Genomic DNA, 21,162 nt, shown 5'->3' on the forward strand with positions numbered 1-21,162 from the left:
AAGGAACATCCGATGGGGGGTAGTACGGACGGGGGAGTGAGCCCAAAGATTTCACGACGCCTGAAACGCTTTACCCTGGTCGTGACGGTTGCCCTTATTATTGTCTGCAATGCCTTAATTCTGACCGGTCTTTGGGTGAGCGGTGTTGATTTGGAGAGCATCGTGTCAAAATCGGAACTCTTTGATCCGGAAAATGGGCATTGTGTTCAGGTCACGTGGTTAAAGGTCGCGGGTGTGGACGGGTTGGTCAAGGTCTGCTCCGAATGGCTTGATTTCTCCGATATCTCGGGTGAGACACATCGGTTGCCGAAAGGAAAACCCCTGGCCATGGGGCCGGATGGCAACCTGTATGTCCCAGGGAACCCGGCGGAGAATTACCGATTGATTGCGCTCATGATTTTTGCCATAGTTGTCATAATATCCGGCATGTGGACAAAGCAAATATTGATAGCTAAATATCAAGACCGTCTTCAATCTGTAAATCATCATTCAACCTGAATGCTTGTGTATCCAACCTTTGTTCTAACAACCAGCTCACATATTTATATTCATACACCACGCCTATCCCAGGCGTCTCTGAAAAACAAGACTGTTGACCGTGAGGGTCTCCTGACAACAGGGAGAATGGTCGGGAGAAGAATGCCAGGCATTCAGTCCTCTCCGGTGCTGACGTCTTTTTTTCCGGGAGGCCGGTGGATCGGGTAAAGGAGAGCGAAGAAATGCGGCACAAAAAATATGTCTATTTCTTTGGCGGCGGAAAAGCTGAAGGATCCGGCAACATGAAAGAACTCTTAGGAGGGAAAGGGTCGGGATTGGCCGAAATGACCAACCTGAAAATTTCCGTGCCTTCAGGGTTCACGATTACGACCGAGGCCTGTGTGGAATATTTTTATTCAAAAAAACGCTTTCCAGCCGGGATGTGGGATCAAGCGCTGAATGGCCTGCGGCAGGTCGAAAAAACCATGAAGGCCAGACTCGGCGATCCGGACAATCCGTTGCTGGTATCGGTGCGGTCCGGGGCACGAGCGTCCATGCCCGGTATGATGGATACAGTCTTGAATCTCGGCCTCAACCAACAAACGGTTCAGGGTTTAGGCAAAAAGACCGGCAATCAACGGTTTGCCGTTGATGCGTACCGGCGTTTCATCACCATGTTTGGCAGCGTGGTGATGGGCATTCCCCGTGAGCGGTTTGAACATAGCCTGGAAGCCATGAAACAGGCGCATGGGGTCAAGCATGATACCGATTTGTCTGAACAGGCCTTGGCGGAGTTAGTGGTTCAATATCAGGAATTGGTTAAAACCGAGACAGCACGAGACTTTCCGCAAGATCCCTTTGAACAACTCCGGATGGCGGTGGATGCGGTGTTTGATTCCTGGTTCGGGGATCGTGCCGTGACGTATCGCCGGCTCTACGATATACCCGATGAATGGGGAACGGCCGTCAATGTCCAGTCCATGGTATTTGGCAACATGGGGGACACCAGCGGGACGGGGGTGGCCTTTACCCGAAATCCTGCAAACGGCGTCCCGGTCTTTTTTGGCGAATGTCTGTTGAATGCCCAAGGCGAGGATGTTGTAGCCGGGATTCGAACTCCCATGCCGGTGTTGGCATTACAAGACACGTTGCCGGGAGCCTACAAGGATCTCATCAAAACCCAGCGTACTCTGGAAAAACATTACCGGGACATGCTCGATCTGGAATTCACGATCCAAGAGGGCAAACTGTATATGTTGCAAACCCGGGTTGGAAAACGGACCGGGATCGCGGCAGTTCGGATTGCCGTGGATATGGTTCGTCAGGGACTCATCGACCGGAGAGAAGCGGTCAAACGGGTCGCGCCCGAACAACTCTCTCAATATTTGTACCCCATATTCGAAAGCAGTGATGAAGCCAAATTTCAGTCTGTCGGGAAGGGCCTTCCGGCCGGTCCGGGAGCGGCGGCCGGGCATATTGCTCTCACTCCGGATCAAGCGGTGGCCATGAAGGCCAAGGGCGAACGTGCCATTCTGGTCCGTCATGAAACCAGTCCTGATGATATTCAGGGGATGCATGCAGCCGAAGGATTTCTGACAGCCAAGGGCGGGATGACTTCGCATGCGGCCGTGGTGGCCCGTCAGATGGGAAAAGTCTGTATTGCCGGTTGTGATGCCGTGGAGGTCTTGCCCAATGGAAAGGTCCAGTTTGGGTCCATGGTTCTGTCCGAAGGAGATTTTCTCTCCTTGAACGGGTTTACCGGACAGGTTTATGCGGGGGACATTCCGGTGGTGGATTCCGAAGTGATCCAGGTCATCCAGGGAAGAATGGATCCGAAAGATTCCGAAAAATATCAGTATTTTTCCACGATTTTAAAATGGGCCGATGCGTTTAGAGTGCTCAAGATCCGGTCCAATGCGGACATTCCCGAGCAGGCACACATCGCGCGAGGATTCGGGGCCGAGGGCATCGGCCTCTGCCGGACGGAGCACATGTTCTTTGCCGAAGACCGTGTACCCATCATGCAGCAGATGATCCTGGCATCTTCAAGAGAAGAACGGGAGCTGTATTTAGAGCAACTTCTTCCCCTTCAACGGCAGGATTTTATCGGACTCTATCGGGAAATGAAGGGATTTCCCGTCACGATTCGCTTACTCGATCCTCCCCTCCATGAGTTTCTACCCAAACGAGAACATCTCCTGGTTGAAATCGCGAAATTGGAAGTGACCAATGGAGACCCTCAAGTCATTCAGGAGAAACAGCGCATCCTGGATCGAGTCGAAGAGTTACATGAATATAATCCCATGCTGGGTCTTCGTGGATGTCGGCTTGGGATTACCATGCCGGAAATTACCCGCATGCAGGTTCAGGGGATTTTTGAAGCGGCCTGTGAAGTGGCGCGCGAAGGCAAAAAGATTGTGCCGGAAATTATGATTCCGTTGGTGGGGATGCCGTCAGAGATGAAAGCCCAAAAGGAGCTGATTCAAGACGTAGCGGAAAAGACCATGGCGGAATATGGCATGAAGTTGAGTTACTTGATCGGCACCATGATCGAGCTGCCTCGTGCGGCTGTAACGGCAGGGCGAATCGCCGAACATGCTGAATTCTTTTCCTTTGGGACCAATGATCTGACGCAAACGACGTTCGGGTTTTCGCGCGATGATGCAGGACCCTATATCGGCTTTTATCTGGATCGCCAGGACCGGTGTCCGGTCTGCCAACGGACCAACGTCGATTGGAAGAAAATGGTATGCCGGATGTGTAAGGCCACGATCGACAAAAAAGCCGAAAATATTTTGGAGGCGGATCCCTTCGCGGTATTGGATCAGGAAGGGGTTGGAGCCTTAATGAAATGGGCGATTCAGGAAGGGCGGAAGACCCGCCCTTTAATTAAACTTGGAATCTGCGGAGAGCATGGGGGGGAACCGAGTTCCGTGGCTTTTTGTCATGAATTAGGCCTGAACTATGTGAGCTGTTCGCCTTACCGTGTGGCGATTGCACGTCTCGCTGCGGCTCAAGCGGCAGTAGCGGTGCTCGAACGTGAGGAGAGTCAACGTGAGTCTCGATCAACGTTTCGCATAATCAACAAATCCCGGGCGGTGTCATCCAAATCCGGTTCTGCCAAAACGCCTAAAAAGGCGCCATCAAAGAACACGACCGGGAAAAAAGTCACGACGAGGAAAGTCGTGGCCGGGAAGAAACCGGCCACAAAAAAATCAGCCCCAAAGAAACCGGCGGCGAAGAGTACCGTGAAGAAAAATGTTGTGACAAAGACCACAGCCAAGAAGAGCACATCCAAGAAAAAGACTTCTCCCTCTCCTACACGTAAAAAACCGACTGCGGCTGCTAAAAGGCGGTGACGTCCGTCCCATCAGATAACACTTTCATGAAGCGAGCCCTTTCCCTCGCAGCCAAAGGGAAAGGGCGTACGAGTCCCAATCCCATGGTAGGGGCTGTGATCGTCAAGGATGGGCAGATCGTCGGAGAAGCCTATCACCGTCAGTCCGGCGAACCTCATGCAGAAGTATTAGCGCTCCATCAAGCGGGCCCTCGAGCGCGAGGGGGCGTCCTCTATGTAACGTTAGAACCCTGTTGCCATACCCACAAGCGCACGCCTCCCTGTGTCCCTCTCCTTATTCAGTCCGCACTAGCACGGATATGCGTGGCGATGATCGATCCCAATCCACAGGTCAATGGACGGGGGCTTCAACAACTCAAGCACGCGAATATCCCCGTATCGGTTGGCATGTTAGAACAGGATGCCAGAAACCTGAATGAGGTCTATGCATATTGGATTACGACCGGACGTCCGTTGGTAACCCTCAAAGGGGCCATGACGTTGGATGGAAAATTGGCGACCGCCACCGGCAAGTCACGATGGATCACAGCTGAACGCGCCCGACAGGATGTCCATCGTCTGCGTAACCGGATGGATGCGATTCTGGTGGGAGTCGGCACGGTCATCGCCGACGATCCTGAATTATCGGCCAGAGGAAAAACGATGACCAGCGGACGGGTGGGACGCCAACCGGTGAGAGTCATTCTCGATAGCCGATTGCGCATTCCCTCCAATGCCAAGGTGTTACAAGGGGTGGAGGAGCAGCCCACCATTTTGTGTACGACCACACAGGCTCCAGTCAAAAAAATTGAGCACTTTGAAAAACGTGGCATTCAGGTTTGGGTGTTGCCTGGGCAAGCGGGACGCGTCTCGTTGAAAGCCTGTCTTGCTCGATTAGGGAAACAGGGTATCACTTCGGTCCTCATCGAAGGCGGCAGTAAGGTGAATGCGACTGCGCTTCACCAGGGATTGGTGAATCGGGTAAGATTGTATACGGCTCCAATGCTGCTGGGTGGGCAGGATGCCATTGGCCTCATCGGCGGACAGTCGCCGAAAAAAATTGATCGAGCCTGGCCACTCGCGGATTGCCAACTCAAAAAGCTCGGGAAGGATTGGCTCATGACGGGAACAATTGAGCCACGACGGTGAGGGGGTTACTTAGTCATCGATAACGGGCAGGCTGACGGTGTCTGCTATTCATTACCATAGAGAATACTCCAATCCTGTGCACTATAGAGAAACCGGGGAGATCGCGCTCATGTCCAATCTCAATAAAGTTGACGAGCAGTATTTAGCATTAGCAGTAGATCTCTTAGAAACCCCCAGCTTTGCCGCCAAAGTCACGAATCTCATCGGAGGGCCGGTTGAACGGGCCATCACCATGCTACCCGAGGGATTTTCCAACAAACTTCTGACGACCACGCAAAAAGCTTTGAATAAAGCGTTAAATCTGGCCGTGTCCAGTATAAATGAACGGTATCGGGGTAAGCCGGCCAATGGGGCTCACCGGGTATTGACGACCGTCAGCGGTGCAATCGGGGGATCGATGGGGCTCATGGCGTTGAGCGTAGAATTGCCGATCTCTACGACACTGATGTTGCGGTCTATCGCGGATATCGCGAGAAGTGAGGGAGAACCGATTATGGAGGCCGGGAGCAAGCTGGCCTGTTTGGAGGTGTTCGCCATGGGGGGCACCAGTCAAGCGGATGACGGGGCGGAAACGGGATATTTTGCAGTGAGGGCGGCGTTGGCGGGTGCGATGACCGAAGCGGGCAAGTATCTGCTTGAACGTGGCTTGGCGGGGTCAGGCGCTCCGCCGTTGGTCAGACTTCTGTCTGAAATTGCCTCACGATATAGTATCCAGGTATCAGAGAAAGCTGCCGCTCAGGCAATCCCGTTGCTGGGGGCCGCAGGGGGAGCCACCATCAATTTTCTGTTTATGGAACATTTTCAAAATATGGCGCGCGGCCATTTTATCGTCAGGCGTTTGGAACGTACTCATGGCAAAGAGGCCGTGAAGGATGCCTATCGCCAATTCGCCGCCAGAAATTAGATCCGTCGCGTTCTGTTTTGTCCTACCCGCCGGTTGTGAGGGTTGTGAGCCGGTGCCCATCTGGAAAAGTTGGCCGAAGAGGGGCTGGGCTCAGATCCTTCGTTGCTCCCCGGATGTCAATGAGAGGGGTGGAGTCCTCTAGAGGTTTTCCTGAACTTGGCCGAAGGGCTCGAATTATTATTTCCGTATGATTCCCAAAAAGTTTATTTTGAGTTCAGCGATTAATTCCCTCGATATTTCTTCTACAAAAATTCCGCATAATTCCCGTTTCCTTCTACATTGAAGCTTTCAGAATTTTACCGTCGACTACGCCTCTGACCCTATAGGAATGTCCGGTTGAATATGAGAGGATAATTGAACGGTCATTAATCTGACTGTTCTCATGGTCAAAAAAGTCAGGGAAATGTTCATGATGCACTGGAAAAAAATTATTGTCCTTCTCTCATGTCTGGTACTGAGCCTGGTAGCTCTACAGAGTTGGGCTCATCCACTTCCGGAAACAGCCGGAGACCAGACCGCACAGCCTTCTGAGCGGAATCTGGCCTCAATGGTGAAAGAATATGTGGAGGCTGCTCCGGATAGAGCCAAAGAGTTGTTGGCTGACATTCAACAGCGCCCCGACGCCACGGTTGAATCCATTTCAAAAATTCTTCAGCAGCCCCGCCAATATGAGACTCAACCGGTTGGTGCCCAACCCAGACGACCAATACGAGTGAGGGGTGAGGGTGCTGAGTATGCCTTGTATGTTCCTCCTTCCTATTCACCCGAGAAGCCTATGGCCCTCATTCTCTGTTTGCATGGGGCGGGGTTTACGGGGGAGGCCTATCTGGATCGCTGGATTCCACGTCTGGGTGAAAAATACATTCTGGCTTGTCCTTCGGTAACCATGGGGTCATGGTGGACCCGATTCGGCGAGGATTTGGCGTTAACGGTCTTAGATGAGGTTCAAACGCAATACCATATCGATCCCGATCGGATCTTCCTCACCGGCATGTCCAATGGTGGTATTGGAACCTGGATCATCGGGATGCATTATGCGGATCGCTTTGCGGGTATCGCGCCGATGGCCAGCGGTATTGATGATGTGCTGTTTCCCTTTGTCGAAAACCTGGCCCACACGCCCGTCTATGTCATTCACGGTGCGGCGGATAGGGTCATGCCCGTGCAGTTGAGCCGAGACTTGGTCAAAGAGATGGAGCGTCGCGGCATTCCTTATCAGTACCAGGAGCATACCTGGACGCATCCCCATGCGGGAGGACATTTTTTCCCCAAGCAAGCCCTGCCGGAATTGATCACCTGGTTCGATAGTCAACAACGAAAGCCATTGCCACGGACTATCTCCCTGGTTCGTGATGCCACCCATCTTACGCCATTCTCGTGGGTGCGTATCGATATGACGGATCAAATTGCCGCCTTTACGGAAAACCTCATTGACAGCCGGGATGAATTTATCACGGGAGGGGTATACGCCAAATTGCACGCCCAAGTCACAGATTCCAACAAATTTGAGGTGAGTACCAATCGGATTCGCCGCTATACCCTGTTTCTAAATCAGGACCTGGTGGATTTTTCCAAACCCGTCATCGTGGAAACGAATGGGAAGGTATCCTATGAAGGCATGGTCGAGCCACGCATCGACACGCTTTTACAGGAAGTCCGGCACCGCTCAGACTCCCACACACTCTTTCCTGTCAAACTCACCATTGATGTGCCCTCTTCCGATATTGTGAAAGAGAAGTAGTGGTCTGATCAAAAATCTACCCACCTGCGCGGGAACCGAAAAGGTGGATGATGACAAAAGGCAATCTGAAACACCCCCAAAATGAATAGCAGAAAACCCGGGTGCTGCCCATTTGAGCTTCCTGCCAGGGTTGATTCAAAATCTAGATCGTGGTCTTGAGGAAGGGCTTAGCGTCTTCTCTGACGATTGTCTTTTTGCGAGACGAGAAACACGTTATCTTGAATCTCCCGGTCGATGGAAGTATTCCGCCTGATGATGTCGGCTAGGGTGGTCTCTTCCAATTTTTTAATTTCAAAAGTAGGGAACCCATTGAGATAAAAAAACCGGTCTCCGTCCCGCAACCGTTCGAACTGATCCACCAGAATCGTATAAAATAAATTCCCCACTAACGCGCCAGGGCGATGATCTTCAGACACCCCGCCCATCCATAAATCCACAAGTTCGACGCTTCCATATGCAGCTTCCAGACGTTCTTGTACTTCACGATTCTTGGTGATGTCGTCAAAGGACACGGCAGGTGAGAGGCCAAAGGCCAACCGGGCATCATTGTAGCTCGCCAGTCCGTGGTCCCGTCCCCGTTGAAGATTGAGTGAGACCAGGTCGAATCCTCCTTCTCCAGGGAGGCCGAAGAGGAAACCCCTTACGTCGTCGATGATATAGTTGTCGACCCTTTGCGCGCGATTGTTCGCGAGCCCTCGAAGTAACGGGTCAATCCCTCCTTCATTGATGAGACGCCCTGGAGCAAAAAATGCCTCTCGCAGCGGTAAATGGCCTTCCCGAATCGACTTTCCATCTTTACCCAGTCGGAGTAATACCGGTGAGAGCAGGGTATGGCCCACACGATAGGCAGCCGTACTGAACTCATTGCCAATATCGGGATTGACCCCACGCTTGTACCCAGTGTAGGGCCTCAGGGCATTGGGTCCGAGGAGTACGGGGAGAAATTCCTTATAGGTGATGACCTGGATCAACGCCCCGACCCAGATCCTCGCGGCTTCGTAAATGGCATCCTCGCTTAATCGGGGGGAATTGGCATGCATGAGGTCGGCCAGGCGATTATGTTCCCGCATGAACAACGTATGCATGGCCGTCAGCCCCACTTGCTCATTGGCTCGCACATCTCCCGCCACAAATAGCGTGGGAGCGGGACCGCCCTGGTTAGGCAGGCCGATGGTATTGAACGGCAGCAAATTGCCCGGGCTGGTTTTCAGCCGGCCTGTTCCGTCATTGGCTCTAAGGGCCGCGGCTCGTACCGGGTCTGAGCCATACACCATCGATGCGTCGATAAACGCTGTATTTTGATTCATTTGCTGCCGTGGATTCCGGGAATCCGTCCCGGTAGCCGGATCATAGGCGGACCGGTTCAGCGACATGTGCTGTGTTCCGGTTGATTGTGGATCGAAGTGAGGATCGCCTGTCGGGATTTGAATAGGGAAGGGTTCGAGGGGGTCTGCCCCCTCGGTCAGGTCGATATCGTGGTCGATGAATTGTCCCCATTGCCAGATAAAGTCCGAGGCCGATTTTTCGTTGAAGATCGGTTTGTCTTGGGCGGCCACCGTATTGGAAATGTCACGGACATTTGGCCGGTTGTAGCCGGCAGGTGTCCAGCTACCATTTTCGTAATCCGCTTTAACCTGCCGAAGCAATTGGCTATTGGCGCTTCCCCAGTCGGGGTTTTGCACATTATTGTTCCTGCCATCAATGGCTCTGATCTCGAGATTGTTCCAGCCATGATCGGATCTGGTCCTGGGATTGTCCCTGTTAGCACCGGGTCTGCGGTCGTGATTGTCCCTGCCGGCATTGGGTCTGTTCTCTTGTGCGAACGTCTCGTGTAAGAGGGTTCCTATGAGAGCGATCAAAACGCTGCCGGCCAAAACGGATCGTGTCCATGCCGGGACTATTTTTTTGTTCTGGAATTTGCGATTCACGTACTTTTTCTCTCGAATTTCCTAATGGTATGACTTATGGTTGTAACCCTTTCGGAAACTCGGATAGAAAAAGATGAATTTAGAAAAACGATGAAGCCGGGATGAAAAAATCCGGCGATGATGAATAAATCCATGGGAAAAAGAAATTTACCCCAGTCGTGGAAATAAATCCAGTAGAGGGAAAACTAGTTCGGAGGTTTAAACTCAGAGAAGTGATGGGGTGATTCGGCGGGTGAAAAATGGAAATTAGTGAAGCGGGTCTTAAAAAATTATGGCTGGTTTCAAAACTTCGACCGAAATCCGGCCTGGCTTGGGGGAATATCCCCGTTTGGCTGGCAGTTGGATGACCTTTCTCGCTTTCCTACTTAGCGGTATCCCTCCTGGATGGTTTGGGTATCTACGGTTTGTTACGTGTTTGAAAATTTTTTGAATTTGTGTGAATAGGGGAACATGCCTTGTTTCAGGAATGCCCCAAACCACATGCCAAACAGGAGAAGGATACCCAGGTAACTACCCGTATCACGGAACCAACTGGAATGTTCATGAAATTCAAGCACGTCCAGTTGGGTGGGTGTGACAAACCGCCCACGAACCGAGACGGTAGCGGAGTGATCCAGAATCTGTTGCGTGGTGCCGATTTGTTCACCATTGAATAGGCCAATCATATCTCCTGAGGGAGTTTTCACATAGGATGGCCGATCCAGTTCCAGAAGACGTCCTGGACGAGCCGCCGTTTCCTCAAGTGTTCGGACGAAATGGTTATTGGCGTTTCGAGGTCCTTCTAACAGGACAAAAGGCAGTGCGAAATAGAGTATGAGTAACGACGCCGATATCGCCAATTTGAACGGAGACAGGAGCGAAATTGGGAGAGGCTGTGATATCCCCTTTCGCCATTGCCATCCGATATAAAATAAGCCACCCGCGGTCATGATATAGGTTGGAAGACTTTCCGGCCAAAATAACCCCACATTCCATAAGTCCCATGACAGTGGAGCAAAGAGATGGACGCCATTGGCCCATTTGGTTTGAAGCGCATCAAGCACGAGATGTAGGAGAACGTTGACCCCGAGAATCAGGAACACGGCTCGTGGTGTACGCGTAAGAAAGGCCAAGGCCCCGCATAAGACCAACGTGACGAATAAAGAGGCCTGGGCGATACAATACAGGCGAATGGTGTAGGGATCGCTTCCCGGCAGGAATCCCATCAAGACTCTTTGGAAAATCCAGGGGATGTCCGGAAGCAAACAACCCATGCAGACCAGTTTGGGATCGATTCCGGGTTTGACCGCCTGATTCAGGAGGCCTTGCACGCCGATGTGGGCTAAGGTATTGGGCACGACTTCCTTTCACCAGAAATTAGGTAAGGTATCGGCAAAATGTGGGACTACCATAATCGGCTTCACTGGGCATTCTCAAGGAGGATGTTTCTCAGGATTCATTTATCGTGGAAACGAATGGGAAGGTTTTTTAGGAAGACATGGTCGTGCCTCGCATCGACATGCTTCTCCAGGAAGTCCGGCACCGCTCTGAAACCCGCAGCCTTTTTTTTTCGTCAAGGTTACCATTCAGGTGCCAGAGCCTCCGGTTGTTTAATACCACCGTTCACTTGTTGTTTCGAATGAGCCATTCCTGTGGGTCATATCCTTTTTAGGCTCATGCCCCCTTGTCAGACGCCCTCGTTCAGTTAAAATTTCCTTACACTCCCCAACCCATTGTCTTGAGGTAAAAGGCTGGTGCATGTTCCGGTTGGTTTTCTCCTTGTGACGTCAAAACGCAAATGGCTTTCTTGTAATGTTGGATCAAATTTTTTCAAGGTGAATGAGAGACACAGACACATGTTTTGTGAGGAAGGTAGGAGTTTCTGATGAGGGTGGAATTGAGTGAAGTGGGCATTATGACAGATTCAAAGGCCATGAGGCGCAATGCTATCGTGAATGGGGTGTCGATTGGAATCCCTTTTATTGGCACCCTTATCGGACTCCTGTCTTCCGGTTTCTCTGCTCCCACTTCCTCCACGGTTTTTCTCTTCCTGTTGTTTTTCCTGTTCAACCTTATCGGGGTGAGCGTTGGGTTGCATCGATATTTCTCTCATCATGCCTTCGAAACGAGTACATGGGTTCGATGGCTATTGGGTATTTTGAGCACCTGGGCGATGCAAGGTCCTATTGATCGATGGGTGGCTGACCACCGGCGGCATCATCGTTTTTCTGATCAGCCATTGGATATTCATAGTCCGTATTGGAGTCGGCAAAATAAGATCACTTCCGGGTTCATGCGTTTCGCGCATGCCCATCTATTATGGATGTTTGTGGAATGGCCAACCGATACCCGTCTCTATGCGAAAGATACTATTAGTGATCCGATCAGTCGAAGATGCAGCCGGTGGTATTGGCCGATCTGTGCCACGTCGTTTTTGGTGCCGGCCATGCTTGGGTATGCCATGGGAGGTTCGGATGAAGCGGTTCGGGCTTTCTTCTGGGCCGGGTGTTTGAGAATTTTCCTCATGCACCAATTTACCTGGATGGTCAATTCTTTTGGTCATATGTTCGGTGGGAAAACGGAAGGCAGCCGGGATGAATCGCGAAATATGCATTGGGGAGTCACGCTTCTCTTTTTGGGTGAAGGGCTACATAGCTACCATCACGCCCATCAGCGTACCGCTGTAAACCAACCGGCGTCTTTGGATCCGGCCGGATACCTCATCACCTTCCTTGAAACCATTCATGTCGTCTGGAAAGTCCAACGCTTTTAAATTCCAGCCGGTTCTGATCGTGGGAACCGTGTGGCAGGGTTGAAGCTTATCCAGAATTTTGGATTCCAGTCTTCCAGCGGTATGTAGGCTTCCGGCATGGGTACAAAAGCCCTCGCGCAATCTGCGACGGGTCTCAAACGCTTACATCAGAAATGGGGGAACTCCCTTATGGGCCTCGTTAGGGGGCGGAGCGATCATATTGCACATGGAGGTGGATACATGATCAATTTGCAAAACAGATTGATAAGTTTCATCTCCTCCAGGGAACCGGGAGGAGTGCCGGCGATTCGGGGATCCGCAATGACCACGGCAAGACATTGAGCCCGGGAGATGGCCACATTCACCCGGTTGCGGTCGAGAATGAAGGCCAGTCCGCGTGAACCGTATTCACCGTAACTGGAGCAGAGAGAAAGAATGCAGACGGGAGCTTCCTGCCCTTGAAATTTGTCAACGCTTCCAACGCGTGCGCCGTCGGGTAGCGCGGCCTGAAGCGCGCGGACTTGAGCGTTGTAGGGGGCGATGAAAAGAAAGTGATCCAAGTCTAATGGTTTGGTGATGCCATCCTTGTCGGTGTAAAGACGTCCATGGAGTTCGTGGTACATTGTCGTGACCCGTTCAACCTCTTCATCGCTCTGTTGGATATTGCCATCATGCTCCACCCCGCTGAAGAGGATCCCGCTTTCGCAGGTGATGAGGCTGTTGGCACCTGGTGGGACAATGATCCGCTGCCGGGCGCAGTCGGGATGTGATCCAAGGCGGCCCTCATACATACTCTCCGAGATGAAGCGACAGACGGCCGGATGCATCCGGCGGGACTCCCCGAGAAAAAGCCCGTAATCCGGAGGTACCACGGCATGCATGACGGGAGAGTCGGATTGACTGGCCTCCATGTCCTTGAGCGCGTACTGGAGGACGGAAAGTCCGGCATCGCCGGGATGGGAGCCTTGCACGGGTTGTTCGAGTTGCATCTGATCACCTAGAAGCACAAGGTTCTTCGCGGATCGAGCCATCGCCATGGCGTTGGCCAGGGCCACCTGCCCGGCTTCATCAATGAACAGGAAATCAAGTGCGCCTTCCCACTCAGGCCTGGTAAAAAGCCAAGCCGTTCCGCCGACCACGCCACGAGTGTAAGTCTGGTGCGCGGTGCCGGTGTCTTTGAGGTATTGCACGCCGGGGTTGCAGTTAAACAAGGGATCATCGGGGTCACCACCAACTTTAAGTCCGTGGAGCTGGGAACCACTCCCTTTAACAGCGTCCCCGCAGGCAGTGAGAAGATTGATCACGGCCTTGTGGCTGTTTGATGCGACGCCGACTTTCTTGCCGGAAGCGAGCAATCTGGTGATGACCTGTGAAGCCGTGAATGTTTTTCCCGTGCCGGGAGGTCCCTGAATAACCAGGCATCCACCGGCCATTGAACCGGCGATCCGGCTGGCCGCATCGGTTGGCGTTTCGTCCGCATGTTGCAGAGGTGTTGCGGGTGGCACTCGGTTCAAGAGGGCGGACACCGGGGCATCGAGGTTCCCTGACAAGTGTTTGGCAATTACTTCTGTAAGCGCAAGCTGAATGGCCGTCGCCGAAACATGTTCGTCGGGAAGCAGTGACCCCTGCTGAGGGAATATGCCTGCACATTTTTCGGTTAGACCTTTCTTGCCGATTTTGAGAGCCAGTCTTCCGATGGACACATCCAACTCCACGAGGGTGAATTTCGCATTCAGGTTATGGGTGAACATCACTTTGGTTTTATCCCCCGCAGACAATTTGCATTCCTGAGAGGGGTCGAAACGATATTCTTGTACAAGTGAAAGTTTTTCGGGCACGGGAGTTCCAACGGCGGAGATCCCCTCAAGGCAGGCGGGGTCGTCGCGGAGTTCTTCAGGGGTCGCGGTGGCGCGGTCAAACATGCGCCACCACATGGGCTTTTCTTCCCGGCGATGAAAGTCGATCACATCGGCAAGAATCAGGGAGATAGCATCTCCTTGCGTGCGAAGCTGTGCAGCGGTCTCCAATCGCGCCACGACCTCCGGGGGCAATTCTTTTGGGGCCGAAGGAGCCGGGTCGGGATTTTGGTTCACCACAGTGATCTGATGTTCGACGATCACTTTCCGTAACCACTCCAGCAACTCTGCCGTGGATGCACAATCGTCCTGGTTGTAGTCGCGGATATCTTTCAGAATGGGGCTGCGATTCCAATCATCGGGCTGTTGGCTTTCGATCCACCTGGCGTATTGAACGATGGAGTCAGCCGCGGTGGCCACCTCGGTGGCGCGTTTCGGTCGGTAGAGGCGTTCGACGGTCTTGAGTGAGTAGCTGTTTTCGCCGAGGCGCAGGCCGTGACGGACGATCTGAAAGAGATCAACAAACACCTCGTTCCGGAGCAGCGCGTCCACCTCGTCCTGCCGGGTATCGTGGCGCGTGCTCAACCGCCGAACTGCGCAGACTTCGTAGGGGGCGTAATGGTAGATGTGCATGCCGGGGTTGTGCTGCCATCGATTGAAGACCCAGTCTACGAAGCCTTCGAAAGCGAGCTGTTCTTCCTCACGTGTGTGTGCCCACCAGTCCATGAACTCAAAAGAATCCGACTGTTCGCTTCGGGTGCAGACTCCAAACAGATATTCCAGTCCACCGGCAACCAGCGGGTACCCCTCCATGTCGAAGAAGACATCCGCCGGATGATCGGGCGGAAGAGCGGCCAGGCCCACGGGTTCGCCATTTGCCCCAATGGAAGGCAGGACTTCATAGCGCGGGGGGGCATCAGGATTCATGATCCGGTCGGCCCGGGTTTGGCACTGAAGACGCGCCTGGGCCACGAGCTTTTCCAGTGAGTCGGCAGCCAGTTTGCGAATGGACGTGCCGGAGGCCGCAGAGAGATCGTCGACTGTGGCGATCCCACCCTTCTTGAGCTTTTTAATCTGCCCCACCGTGATGCCCGCCACCTGCACGAGATGATCTGTGTCATGGAAGAACTTCTCCGCATGGGAAGTCCAACGGCCGTGATCAGCTCGGGGAAGGGGTTCAGGGCGATCCGTGAGATTTCCGGTGAAGCCGTTCTGCATGGTCAGGAAATTCGTTTTGATGCGGCGGTAGTAATGGATAAAGTCTTCGATCCGAAATTCAACTCGTTCTTGAGTGCCGAGTATGAGCCCGAATCTTTCGGGTAACTGAGCATCAGTGGCGGCGGCAAGCATGTCCGAATAGCAACACAGCTGAATCGCATAATACGGCTTGGGCGAGCGGGCTAGCTTCGTGTCCCACACTTGATACTGTCCCGTTTCTTCGAACAGAAGAAAGTCGGCAAACCCCGCGAACGGCTCATGCTCCAAAAACGCCTGATAAATAATGGGGACCTTTGCGTTGATTGCGGAGAGAGTCGTTGTCCGGGCAATGACCGGATCGGTCCTTGGAATCTCGACCAGGTTAGCAACCGAAGCCTTGAACTCATCGAGCACCGCGCGTTCGTGTTGCGCGCCGGTCTGCGCAATAAGTTGTCCATCCTCGGTTTCCTCATCAGGCGTGACCGCGCCGGGATTATCCAAGGCGTATCGGTCCATCCAGGATGCGAACGGTGAGCCCAGATAGCAAATAAGATCGCTCGGCGAAAACACCAGTTTTCCGGAATGTTCCTTCTTCATGTGCGAAAATCAGGTCTAGTCTGCGGGTTGCGATGGTGGTCGGGATGGTGCGCGAGAATTAGGAGGAAGAACGGATACATGAAATCGGACGATTTGAGCGACCAATCATTTGCCATTCAGCATCTGACCAATCCTGCGGAGCCAACCTTCTACTTCATTATCTGGGTCTCGTTCACGGATCATGGCGGCAGTCATTTCCGGAAATGCTCTCTCTGCAAGTTTGATCTTTGCTTTGTCATCGTTCATTAAACTATCAAGGCCAATTTTCTTTGAATATTCTTTTGCAAATGCCCTTGGCACAGCAGGTTTTCCTTCAGTCGGGTGATCTACTATTTCAACTTCCACATCAAAGGCTGCCCGAATGGCATTGGGGTGGAGGTAGCTTTCAATCTCGTGCTTTTTTGTCTGAACTGCCCATGAACCATCAGACCTTTGATTCACCTGTTGTACCGATTCAGCATACCTCTTTACATCTCTATCGTAGATATGTACCTCCGGGCATTTCAATTGTCGAAGATAATGCTCGTTGACCCAGTGTTTAAGGGTGGAGCCACCCAGAACCAAAAACGCTACATTTTCGTTTCTTTTGAGATCTGGTAAGGATTGATCTTCCAAATGCAATGCTCTGCTAAGGTATTTAAAGGCGGTGACATCGGTTGGCCCCTCCACGCACAGGAGAACTTTAACGCGACTGTCGGGAATTAGGCCAAGACTCTTTGCCACTTCACCAAACACATCTGCGCCAGCTTGGATAGTTAATTCTTCTTGATGCTTATGTATGAAACGAATGCTTTGGGCTGGGAGCTCTGCTGCCAGACCTGGGCTGTGGGTGGTTAGAAGTACCTGACAACCTTTTTCGTTTGCTAAACTTTTGAAAGAATCGATTAATATACGTTGGTTGTTAGGGTGCTGAGCGGTTTCAGGTTCCTCGATTGCATAGATAATACTTCGCCTGCTGCTTTCCTTTAAGCGGCGCTCTGCTTCCGCCTTAAAAAAACTAACAAGCACCATGCGCCGGACTCCGCTACCCCTTTTGTTCAGCGGAATACCATCTTCCGTATCCATGTTGACCGAAAAAAGCCCAATCCACTTTGAGGTTGTAGGAGGCTTAAATTCGGGAGAAAGTTTTTGCGCAAGATTCGGATCCAGTGTTTTCAATGCTTCGTGGGTTTGCCGAGCGATGGTTTCCACTTTTTCCTTGACCTTACATTGGATCTCCTCAATCTCGCTTTGGACTTCAGCAATTGCAGCCGTAATTGCGGCCTTCATAGGATTTTGTACTTCGTCGTCAGAATCCCTGCTGCTTCGGTCACTTTGAAAGAGGGCAAAAAACGGTAGGTGGCCTTCAATCTGGTCCCAGATGACCTTACGTTCATCTTTTGCGCCACTCACAACAATTGGCACCATTTGTCGATTAAGATTCTCTATGGAATCCCAGATGGCGCGACGCATGCCAGGATTGCCCTTCAGTTTTGCAGGAAGCCCCTTGGCCTTGACGATATGCTTAAGCTCACTTTCCTTAAGTTCCAATAAATTGGAAACCCCTTCAGCCGTTGGATGATGGGCTAGAATCCTGATTTCCGTGGTGATTTTTTGTTTGGAGCAGTCGTAAACTTTTTGAATCATCAGCGTTTCGGACATGGACAATAAATACTCGTTGGCCAAAGACGTTGTAGCCCCGGCATCTAGCGTCAGGCTAGTAGGCAGCTCGGTAAATTCGCAGGTTATGACCACCGAGTTGTCTCGATGAAAAATATTCGCGTCGCTGGAATCTATTTTTACTACCTCATTGTTGAAGAAAATCTCAAGGGCTTCTAACAGCGAAGATTTCCCAATATCATTTTTCCCTATAAAGGTAGTTAAGTCTTCAATTGGCGTGAAGACTTCTTCTTTGAAGCAGCGGAAGTTTTGCACCGCAAGAGAAACCAATTTCATCTTTGCTTCCCTCATACGGGGCCAAGGTTGCCCTGAAAATTCTTTTTTGTGCGGGAAGACCCGTCGCCATCTGCGAAGAAGCGCCAACCTGCGCCGTCGAGCAGCCTGTTGATCTTAATAGTGGCTGTGGCTTCCTTGGCGGACATGATGATTTCTGGCTCAGTGAAGCTGGTCAAAAGTGTCACTTAACGTTGATACTTGGAATGGGGGGATTGTAGGCGGCATGTGCAACGGAAATTAGACGTAACCCCTTACTATGTCAAGCATTTTTCTCATTCCAGAACTTTATTGAAAGAAGGAGGAAACCCGTAGTCATTCTGCAACGGGAAGCAGGGTTTGAGCTTGATGGAAAGGCATTATTGGCTTACACTTGCCGGGATGCCGAACAATTCGATTCCCTCCTCATATCCAGCCCTCAAAATTTTACCGGCCTATACGGGTTTGAATACTGTTGAGGCCATTCTGCAAGTCCCCCGGGCCAAACGGTTACTTTGGCTGGAAATTCTCTTTAACGAGCAACTTGACCTCAAGCCCTGGCAGGATCTTCCGGAGGTTAAGGACGCCTATCAGAAAGCTTGCCAGTGGTTCACCACGTATAGAAGTTTGATTCAATCCGTGGTGCCTCGGGTGTCGCTCCCTCTCGACAACGGAAAAATTGACCAACGAGACTATCGGACGTTTGCGGAGGCTTTACAATTTGTCACCCATCAACCTTGAAACGCTCAAAGCACTCCTTAAGGAATACGTAACTCAGAGGCAATATTCTATTGATCTGATCCTCGTTGGTGGGCTCGCTCTTCAGGCTTATGGGGTTCATGAACGCGTCACGGTCGATGTTGATGGGGAGTTGGCTGGAGACCTTGAGCCGCTTTTGGAATTCCTCCGAGCCCGTCAGGTGCCGGCGGATCTTGGGGAAAATATATCTGGATGGTCAGTGGTGGCGATGCCTCCAGGATATCGCAACCGGACTTCAGTGTGGCATGAAGCCGAAGGCCTTCGAATCAGGCTCCTTCATCCGCTTGATTTTGTGATTGCCAAACTCCGTCGTGGAACGGAGCAAGATTTGGAGGATGCTCAAGAAGTTGTCACTCGATTTCATCTTTCTCCTGCCGACATACAAGTTGCCGCAGATTCAGCCATACAGGCCTCTCCTAAAGACACTGCCTTGTTTACCTTTCGGAAAATTCTCCAAGTTTTTGACCAGCGAATGTCTGGGAGTTGACTCGGCAACCCAAGGCAGGGTCAGGAGACAACGAAGAAAAGCAGAAATTGGGTTGTTAGGTTATGATGAGGAAGGTGGCGGGTTGCCACAATGTTGCTCACGGAGGGCTAGGGCTTCGGGCATCCATTCCTGAAATTGTTTGATGCGGGTTCCGTGGCTGGGGTGGGTGGACATGAATTCGGCCGGTTGTTTGCCTTGACTCATTTCTCCCATGCGCTCCCAGAGTTTTGGGGCTTCGGTCGGATCGAAGCAGGCACGGGCGACAAACAGCAGGCCCATATAATCGGCTTCTGATTCATGGTCACGGGAAAAGGGGAGGAGCACGCCATATTGTGCGCCGACTCCCAATGCGCCCATGACCATTCTTTGTGTGTCGTAATCCATATCGCCGACCGCCACTGTGGCGGCGATGGTGCCCATCTGCACTAATTTTTGATGCGCCATGCGCTCGGCCCCATGACGCGCGATGGCATGGGCGATTTCATGGCCCATGACGACGGCCAACCCGCTTTGATTTTCCGCAACTGGGATGAGTCCGGTATACACGGCGGTTTTTCCCCCGGGTAAGGCAAAGGCATTGGCCTGTTGAGATTCAATGACATTAAATTCCCAGTCGAATCCAGGATCCACATCGGCTGCCGCATTCGCCAGACGGCGTCCGATGGTGCGGACCAGATCCACGACCTGCCCTTCCGGAATGACTTGGGACTGGCTGAGGATTTCCTGGTAGGACTGCAGCCCCAAGGCCATTTCCTGCTCATGGGTCATGTCCACCAATTGCGATCGGCCGGTTAGTGGAACTGTTTCCTGGTTCGAGACGTAAAAATACAGTCCGTATATCGCGAATAGGACGAGCGGGATGAGCCGCATTTTCCAACTCATGCGTGCACGGGGTTGTCCACCTATTCCCCTATTTCTCCCAAATAATCCGAAGCGCATCGCCTGTGTTCTCCGGGGGCTTAATCAAGCAGTATCGCTAATAAATTTTTGCGGTAGAATACATGGGAAGGCAGTGAAAGCTTACTGCAAACAAGCCAGGCGAGGCTAGCGTTGATAATTAAGAGATGCATGTATCCATGCAGGGTGGGCACCCGGGAAAGGGAGAGGCGATGAATACTGAGACAACCCAAGTCGTGGTTTCACGGCGAAAGTTTAGTGGGAAACAGGTTATCCTTGTAGTCGGGCTTGCGATGTTGGTCCTGGCGTTGGGCGTTGTATTGTGGATGAACCAGTACGTGAATGCCGCGATGTTTCAGCCGACCCGATTGGGTGAGTCGGAACAGCAGGTCCTGAATGTCAAAATGGCTCATTTGCTTCATACGGCCGATTCCCCTTCTTCATCCGTGTCCCAACCTTCTCCCTCCACGGTAAATTTGCCCATTGAGCCGGTGCCGTATTCTGAAACGGATGCGAATCGGCAGATTCAGTTAACCGAGCGGGAGGTGAATGCCTTGATTGCCACCGATTCGTATATGGCCAGACATATGGCTGTTGATATGGCGGATGATCTTCTGAGTGTCCAACTTGTGGTCCCGGTAAAACACGAAATGCCCCTTGTGGGTGGAAGGATGTTGAAGGTCAATTTTGGACTGGCGCTGAGTTATGCCAATGGAAAGCCGGTGGTGGCGATGCGCGGGATTAGTTTAGGCGGAATTCCGCTTCCCAGTGCCTGGTGGGGAGATATCAAAAATACCAACCTGGTGGAAGAATTTGGCGGCTCAGGCGGGTTTTGGGATCAATTTTCAAAGGGGGTGAAGGATATGAAAGTTCAGGATGGTCAATTGTATGTGATGTTGAAAGAATAGCCGTCCCCATCCCGAGTTCAAGCCTGTTCATTCGTCTGGAACAGGCTTGATTTTCATGCATCCCGGTAACGTACCCTCTCCGACTTTCGTGTCGATCCATGCGAAGGGGATTTTCCTACCCGGTGCGGTTCATATTCAGTTGTTTGAATCGAAGTGCTTCCTGCCTGCCTGGAGTTCCTGTTCTCCGGTTGTTGTTTTAAGTCCCCGTCTCCCTTGTTGTTTTGTAATCCCTCGTTGATCCTTCAGATGGTCCTACCCCTCTTTCTGTTCACTGCCGGGGTCT

At 52.0% G+C, this 21,162-nt stretch carries 14 protein-coding genes; 9 read left to right on the forward strand and 5 right to left on the reverse strand.

What is annotated here, in order from left to right; translation table 11 throughout:
• Positions 1-12: 12 nt before the first annotated feature.
• The 5 genes from ACWHYD_RS06005 to ACWHYD_RS06025 all read left to right on the forward strand — a co-directional run bounded on the left by ACWHYD_RS06005 (position 13) and on the right by ACWHYD_RS06025 (position 7,608).
• Entirely contained in the window at positions 13-498 is a 486-nt protein-coding gene (locus ACWHYD_RS06005) for a hypothetical protein (RefSeq protein WP_447965003.1), read from the forward strand.
• A gap of 221 nt (positions 499-719) precedes the next feature.
• On the forward strand, positions 720-3,836 hold the full coding sequence (gene ppdK, locus ACWHYD_RS06010; protein WP_447965004.1) for a pyruvate, phosphate dikinase: 3,117 nt from the start codon (positions 720-722) through the stop codon (positions 3,834-3,836).
• A complete protein-coding gene (ribD, locus tag ACWHYD_RS06015) occupies positions 3,833-4,963 on the forward strand; it encodes a bifunctional diaminohydroxyphosphoribosylaminopyrimidine deaminase/5-amino-6-(5-phosphoribosylamino)uracil reductase RibD (RefSeq protein ID WP_447965005.1) in 1,131 nt (376 codons plus the stop codon). The genes ppdK and ribD overlap by 4 nt, the downstream gene beginning before the upstream one ends.
• 109 nt (positions 4,964-5,072) lie before the next feature.
• Positions 5,073-5,867 (forward strand): EcsC family protein, encoded by a 795-nt coding sequence (locus ACWHYD_RS06020; protein WP_447965006.1) that lies wholly within the window; start codon positions 5,073-5,075, stop codon positions 5,865-5,867.
• 409 nt (positions 5,868-6,276) lie between these two features.
• The gene (locus tag ACWHYD_RS06025; protein ID WP_447965007.1) at positions 6,277-7,608 is read left to right on the forward strand and encodes a carboxylesterase family protein; all 1,332 of its coding nucleotides are present in this window, start codon (positions 6,277-6,279) and stop codon (positions 7,606-7,608) included.
• Positions 7,609-7,775: 167 nt separating this feature from the next.
• Here the strand turns inward: ACWHYD_RS06025 and ACWHYD_RS06030 are convergent, their stop codons facing one another.
• Together ACWHYD_RS06030 and ACWHYD_RS06035 are read right to left on the reverse strand one after the other, a co-directional pair.
• Entirely contained in the window at positions 7,776-9,536 is a 1,761-nt protein-coding gene (locus tag ACWHYD_RS06030) for a peroxidase family protein (RefSeq protein WP_447965008.1), read from the reverse strand.
• A 407-nt stretch (positions 9,537-9,943) separates the two neighbouring features.
• Positions 9,944-10,873: a hypothetical protein gene (locus ACWHYD_RS06035; RefSeq protein WP_447965009.1), complete on the reverse strand. Its 930-nt coding sequence runs from the start codon at positions 10,871-10,873 to the stop codon at positions 9,944-9,946.
• 527 nt (positions 10,874-11,400) lie between these two features.
• On the opposite strand from ACWHYD_RS06035, the gene ACWHYD_RS06040 reads away from it, so the two are divergent.
• On the forward strand, positions 11,401-12,288 hold the full coding sequence (locus ACWHYD_RS06040; RefSeq protein ID WP_447965010.1) for an acyl-CoA desaturase: 888 nt from the start codon (positions 11,401-11,403) through the stop codon (positions 12,286-12,288).
• 194 nt (positions 12,289-12,482) lie between these two features.
• Here the strand turns inward: ACWHYD_RS06040 and ACWHYD_RS06045 are convergent, their stop codons facing one another.
• On the reverse strand, positions 12,483-15,917 hold the full coding sequence (locus ACWHYD_RS06045; RefSeq protein WP_447965011.1) for a TM0106 family RecB-like putative nuclease: 3,435 nt from the start codon (positions 15,915-15,917) through the stop codon (positions 12,483-12,485).
• Positions 15,918-16,022: 105 nt separating this feature from the next.
• Positions 16,023-17,852, reverse strand: a complete 1,830-nt coding sequence (locus ACWHYD_RS06050; RefSeq protein ID WP_447965012.1) for an ATP-binding protein — start codon at positions 17,850-17,852, stop codon at positions 16,023-16,025.
• Between the two features lie 345 nt (positions 17,853-18,197).
• Between ACWHYD_RS06050 and ACWHYD_RS06055 the strand changes: the two genes are divergently transcribed.
• Both ACWHYD_RS06055 and ACWHYD_RS06060 read left to right on the forward strand, forming a co-directional pair.
• Positions 18,198-18,569, forward strand: coding sequence for a hypothetical protein (locus ACWHYD_RS06055; RefSeq protein WP_447965013.1), 372 nt, complete (start codon positions 18,198-18,200; stop codon positions 18,567-18,569).
• Positions 18,550-19,074 carry a DUF6036 family nucleotidyltransferase gene (locus ACWHYD_RS06060; RefSeq protein WP_447965014.1) on the forward strand — a complete coding sequence of 175 codons (525 nt, stop codon included), beginning with the start codon at positions 18,550-18,552 and terminating at the stop codon, positions 19,072-19,074. The genes ACWHYD_RS06055 and ACWHYD_RS06060 overlap by 20 nt, the downstream gene beginning before the upstream one ends.
• 60 nt (positions 19,075-19,134) lie before the next feature.
• On the opposite strand, the gene ACWHYD_RS06065 is transcribed toward ACWHYD_RS06060, so the two are convergent.
• A complete protein-coding gene (locus ACWHYD_RS06065) occupies positions 19,135-20,013 on the reverse strand; it encodes a M48 family metallopeptidase (RefSeq protein WP_447965015.1) in 879 nt (292 codons plus the stop codon).
• Between the two features lie 170 nt (positions 20,014-20,183).
• On the opposite strand from ACWHYD_RS06065, the gene ACWHYD_RS06070 reads away from it, so the two are divergent.
• Positions 20,184-20,879: an arginine N-succinyltransferase gene (locus ACWHYD_RS06070; protein WP_447965016.1), complete on the forward strand. Its 696-nt coding sequence runs from the start codon at positions 20,184-20,186 to the stop codon at positions 20,877-20,879.
• Positions 20,880-21,162: the final 283 nt, after the last annotated feature.

Source organism: Nitrospira sp. Ecomares 2.1, assembly GCF_965152585.1.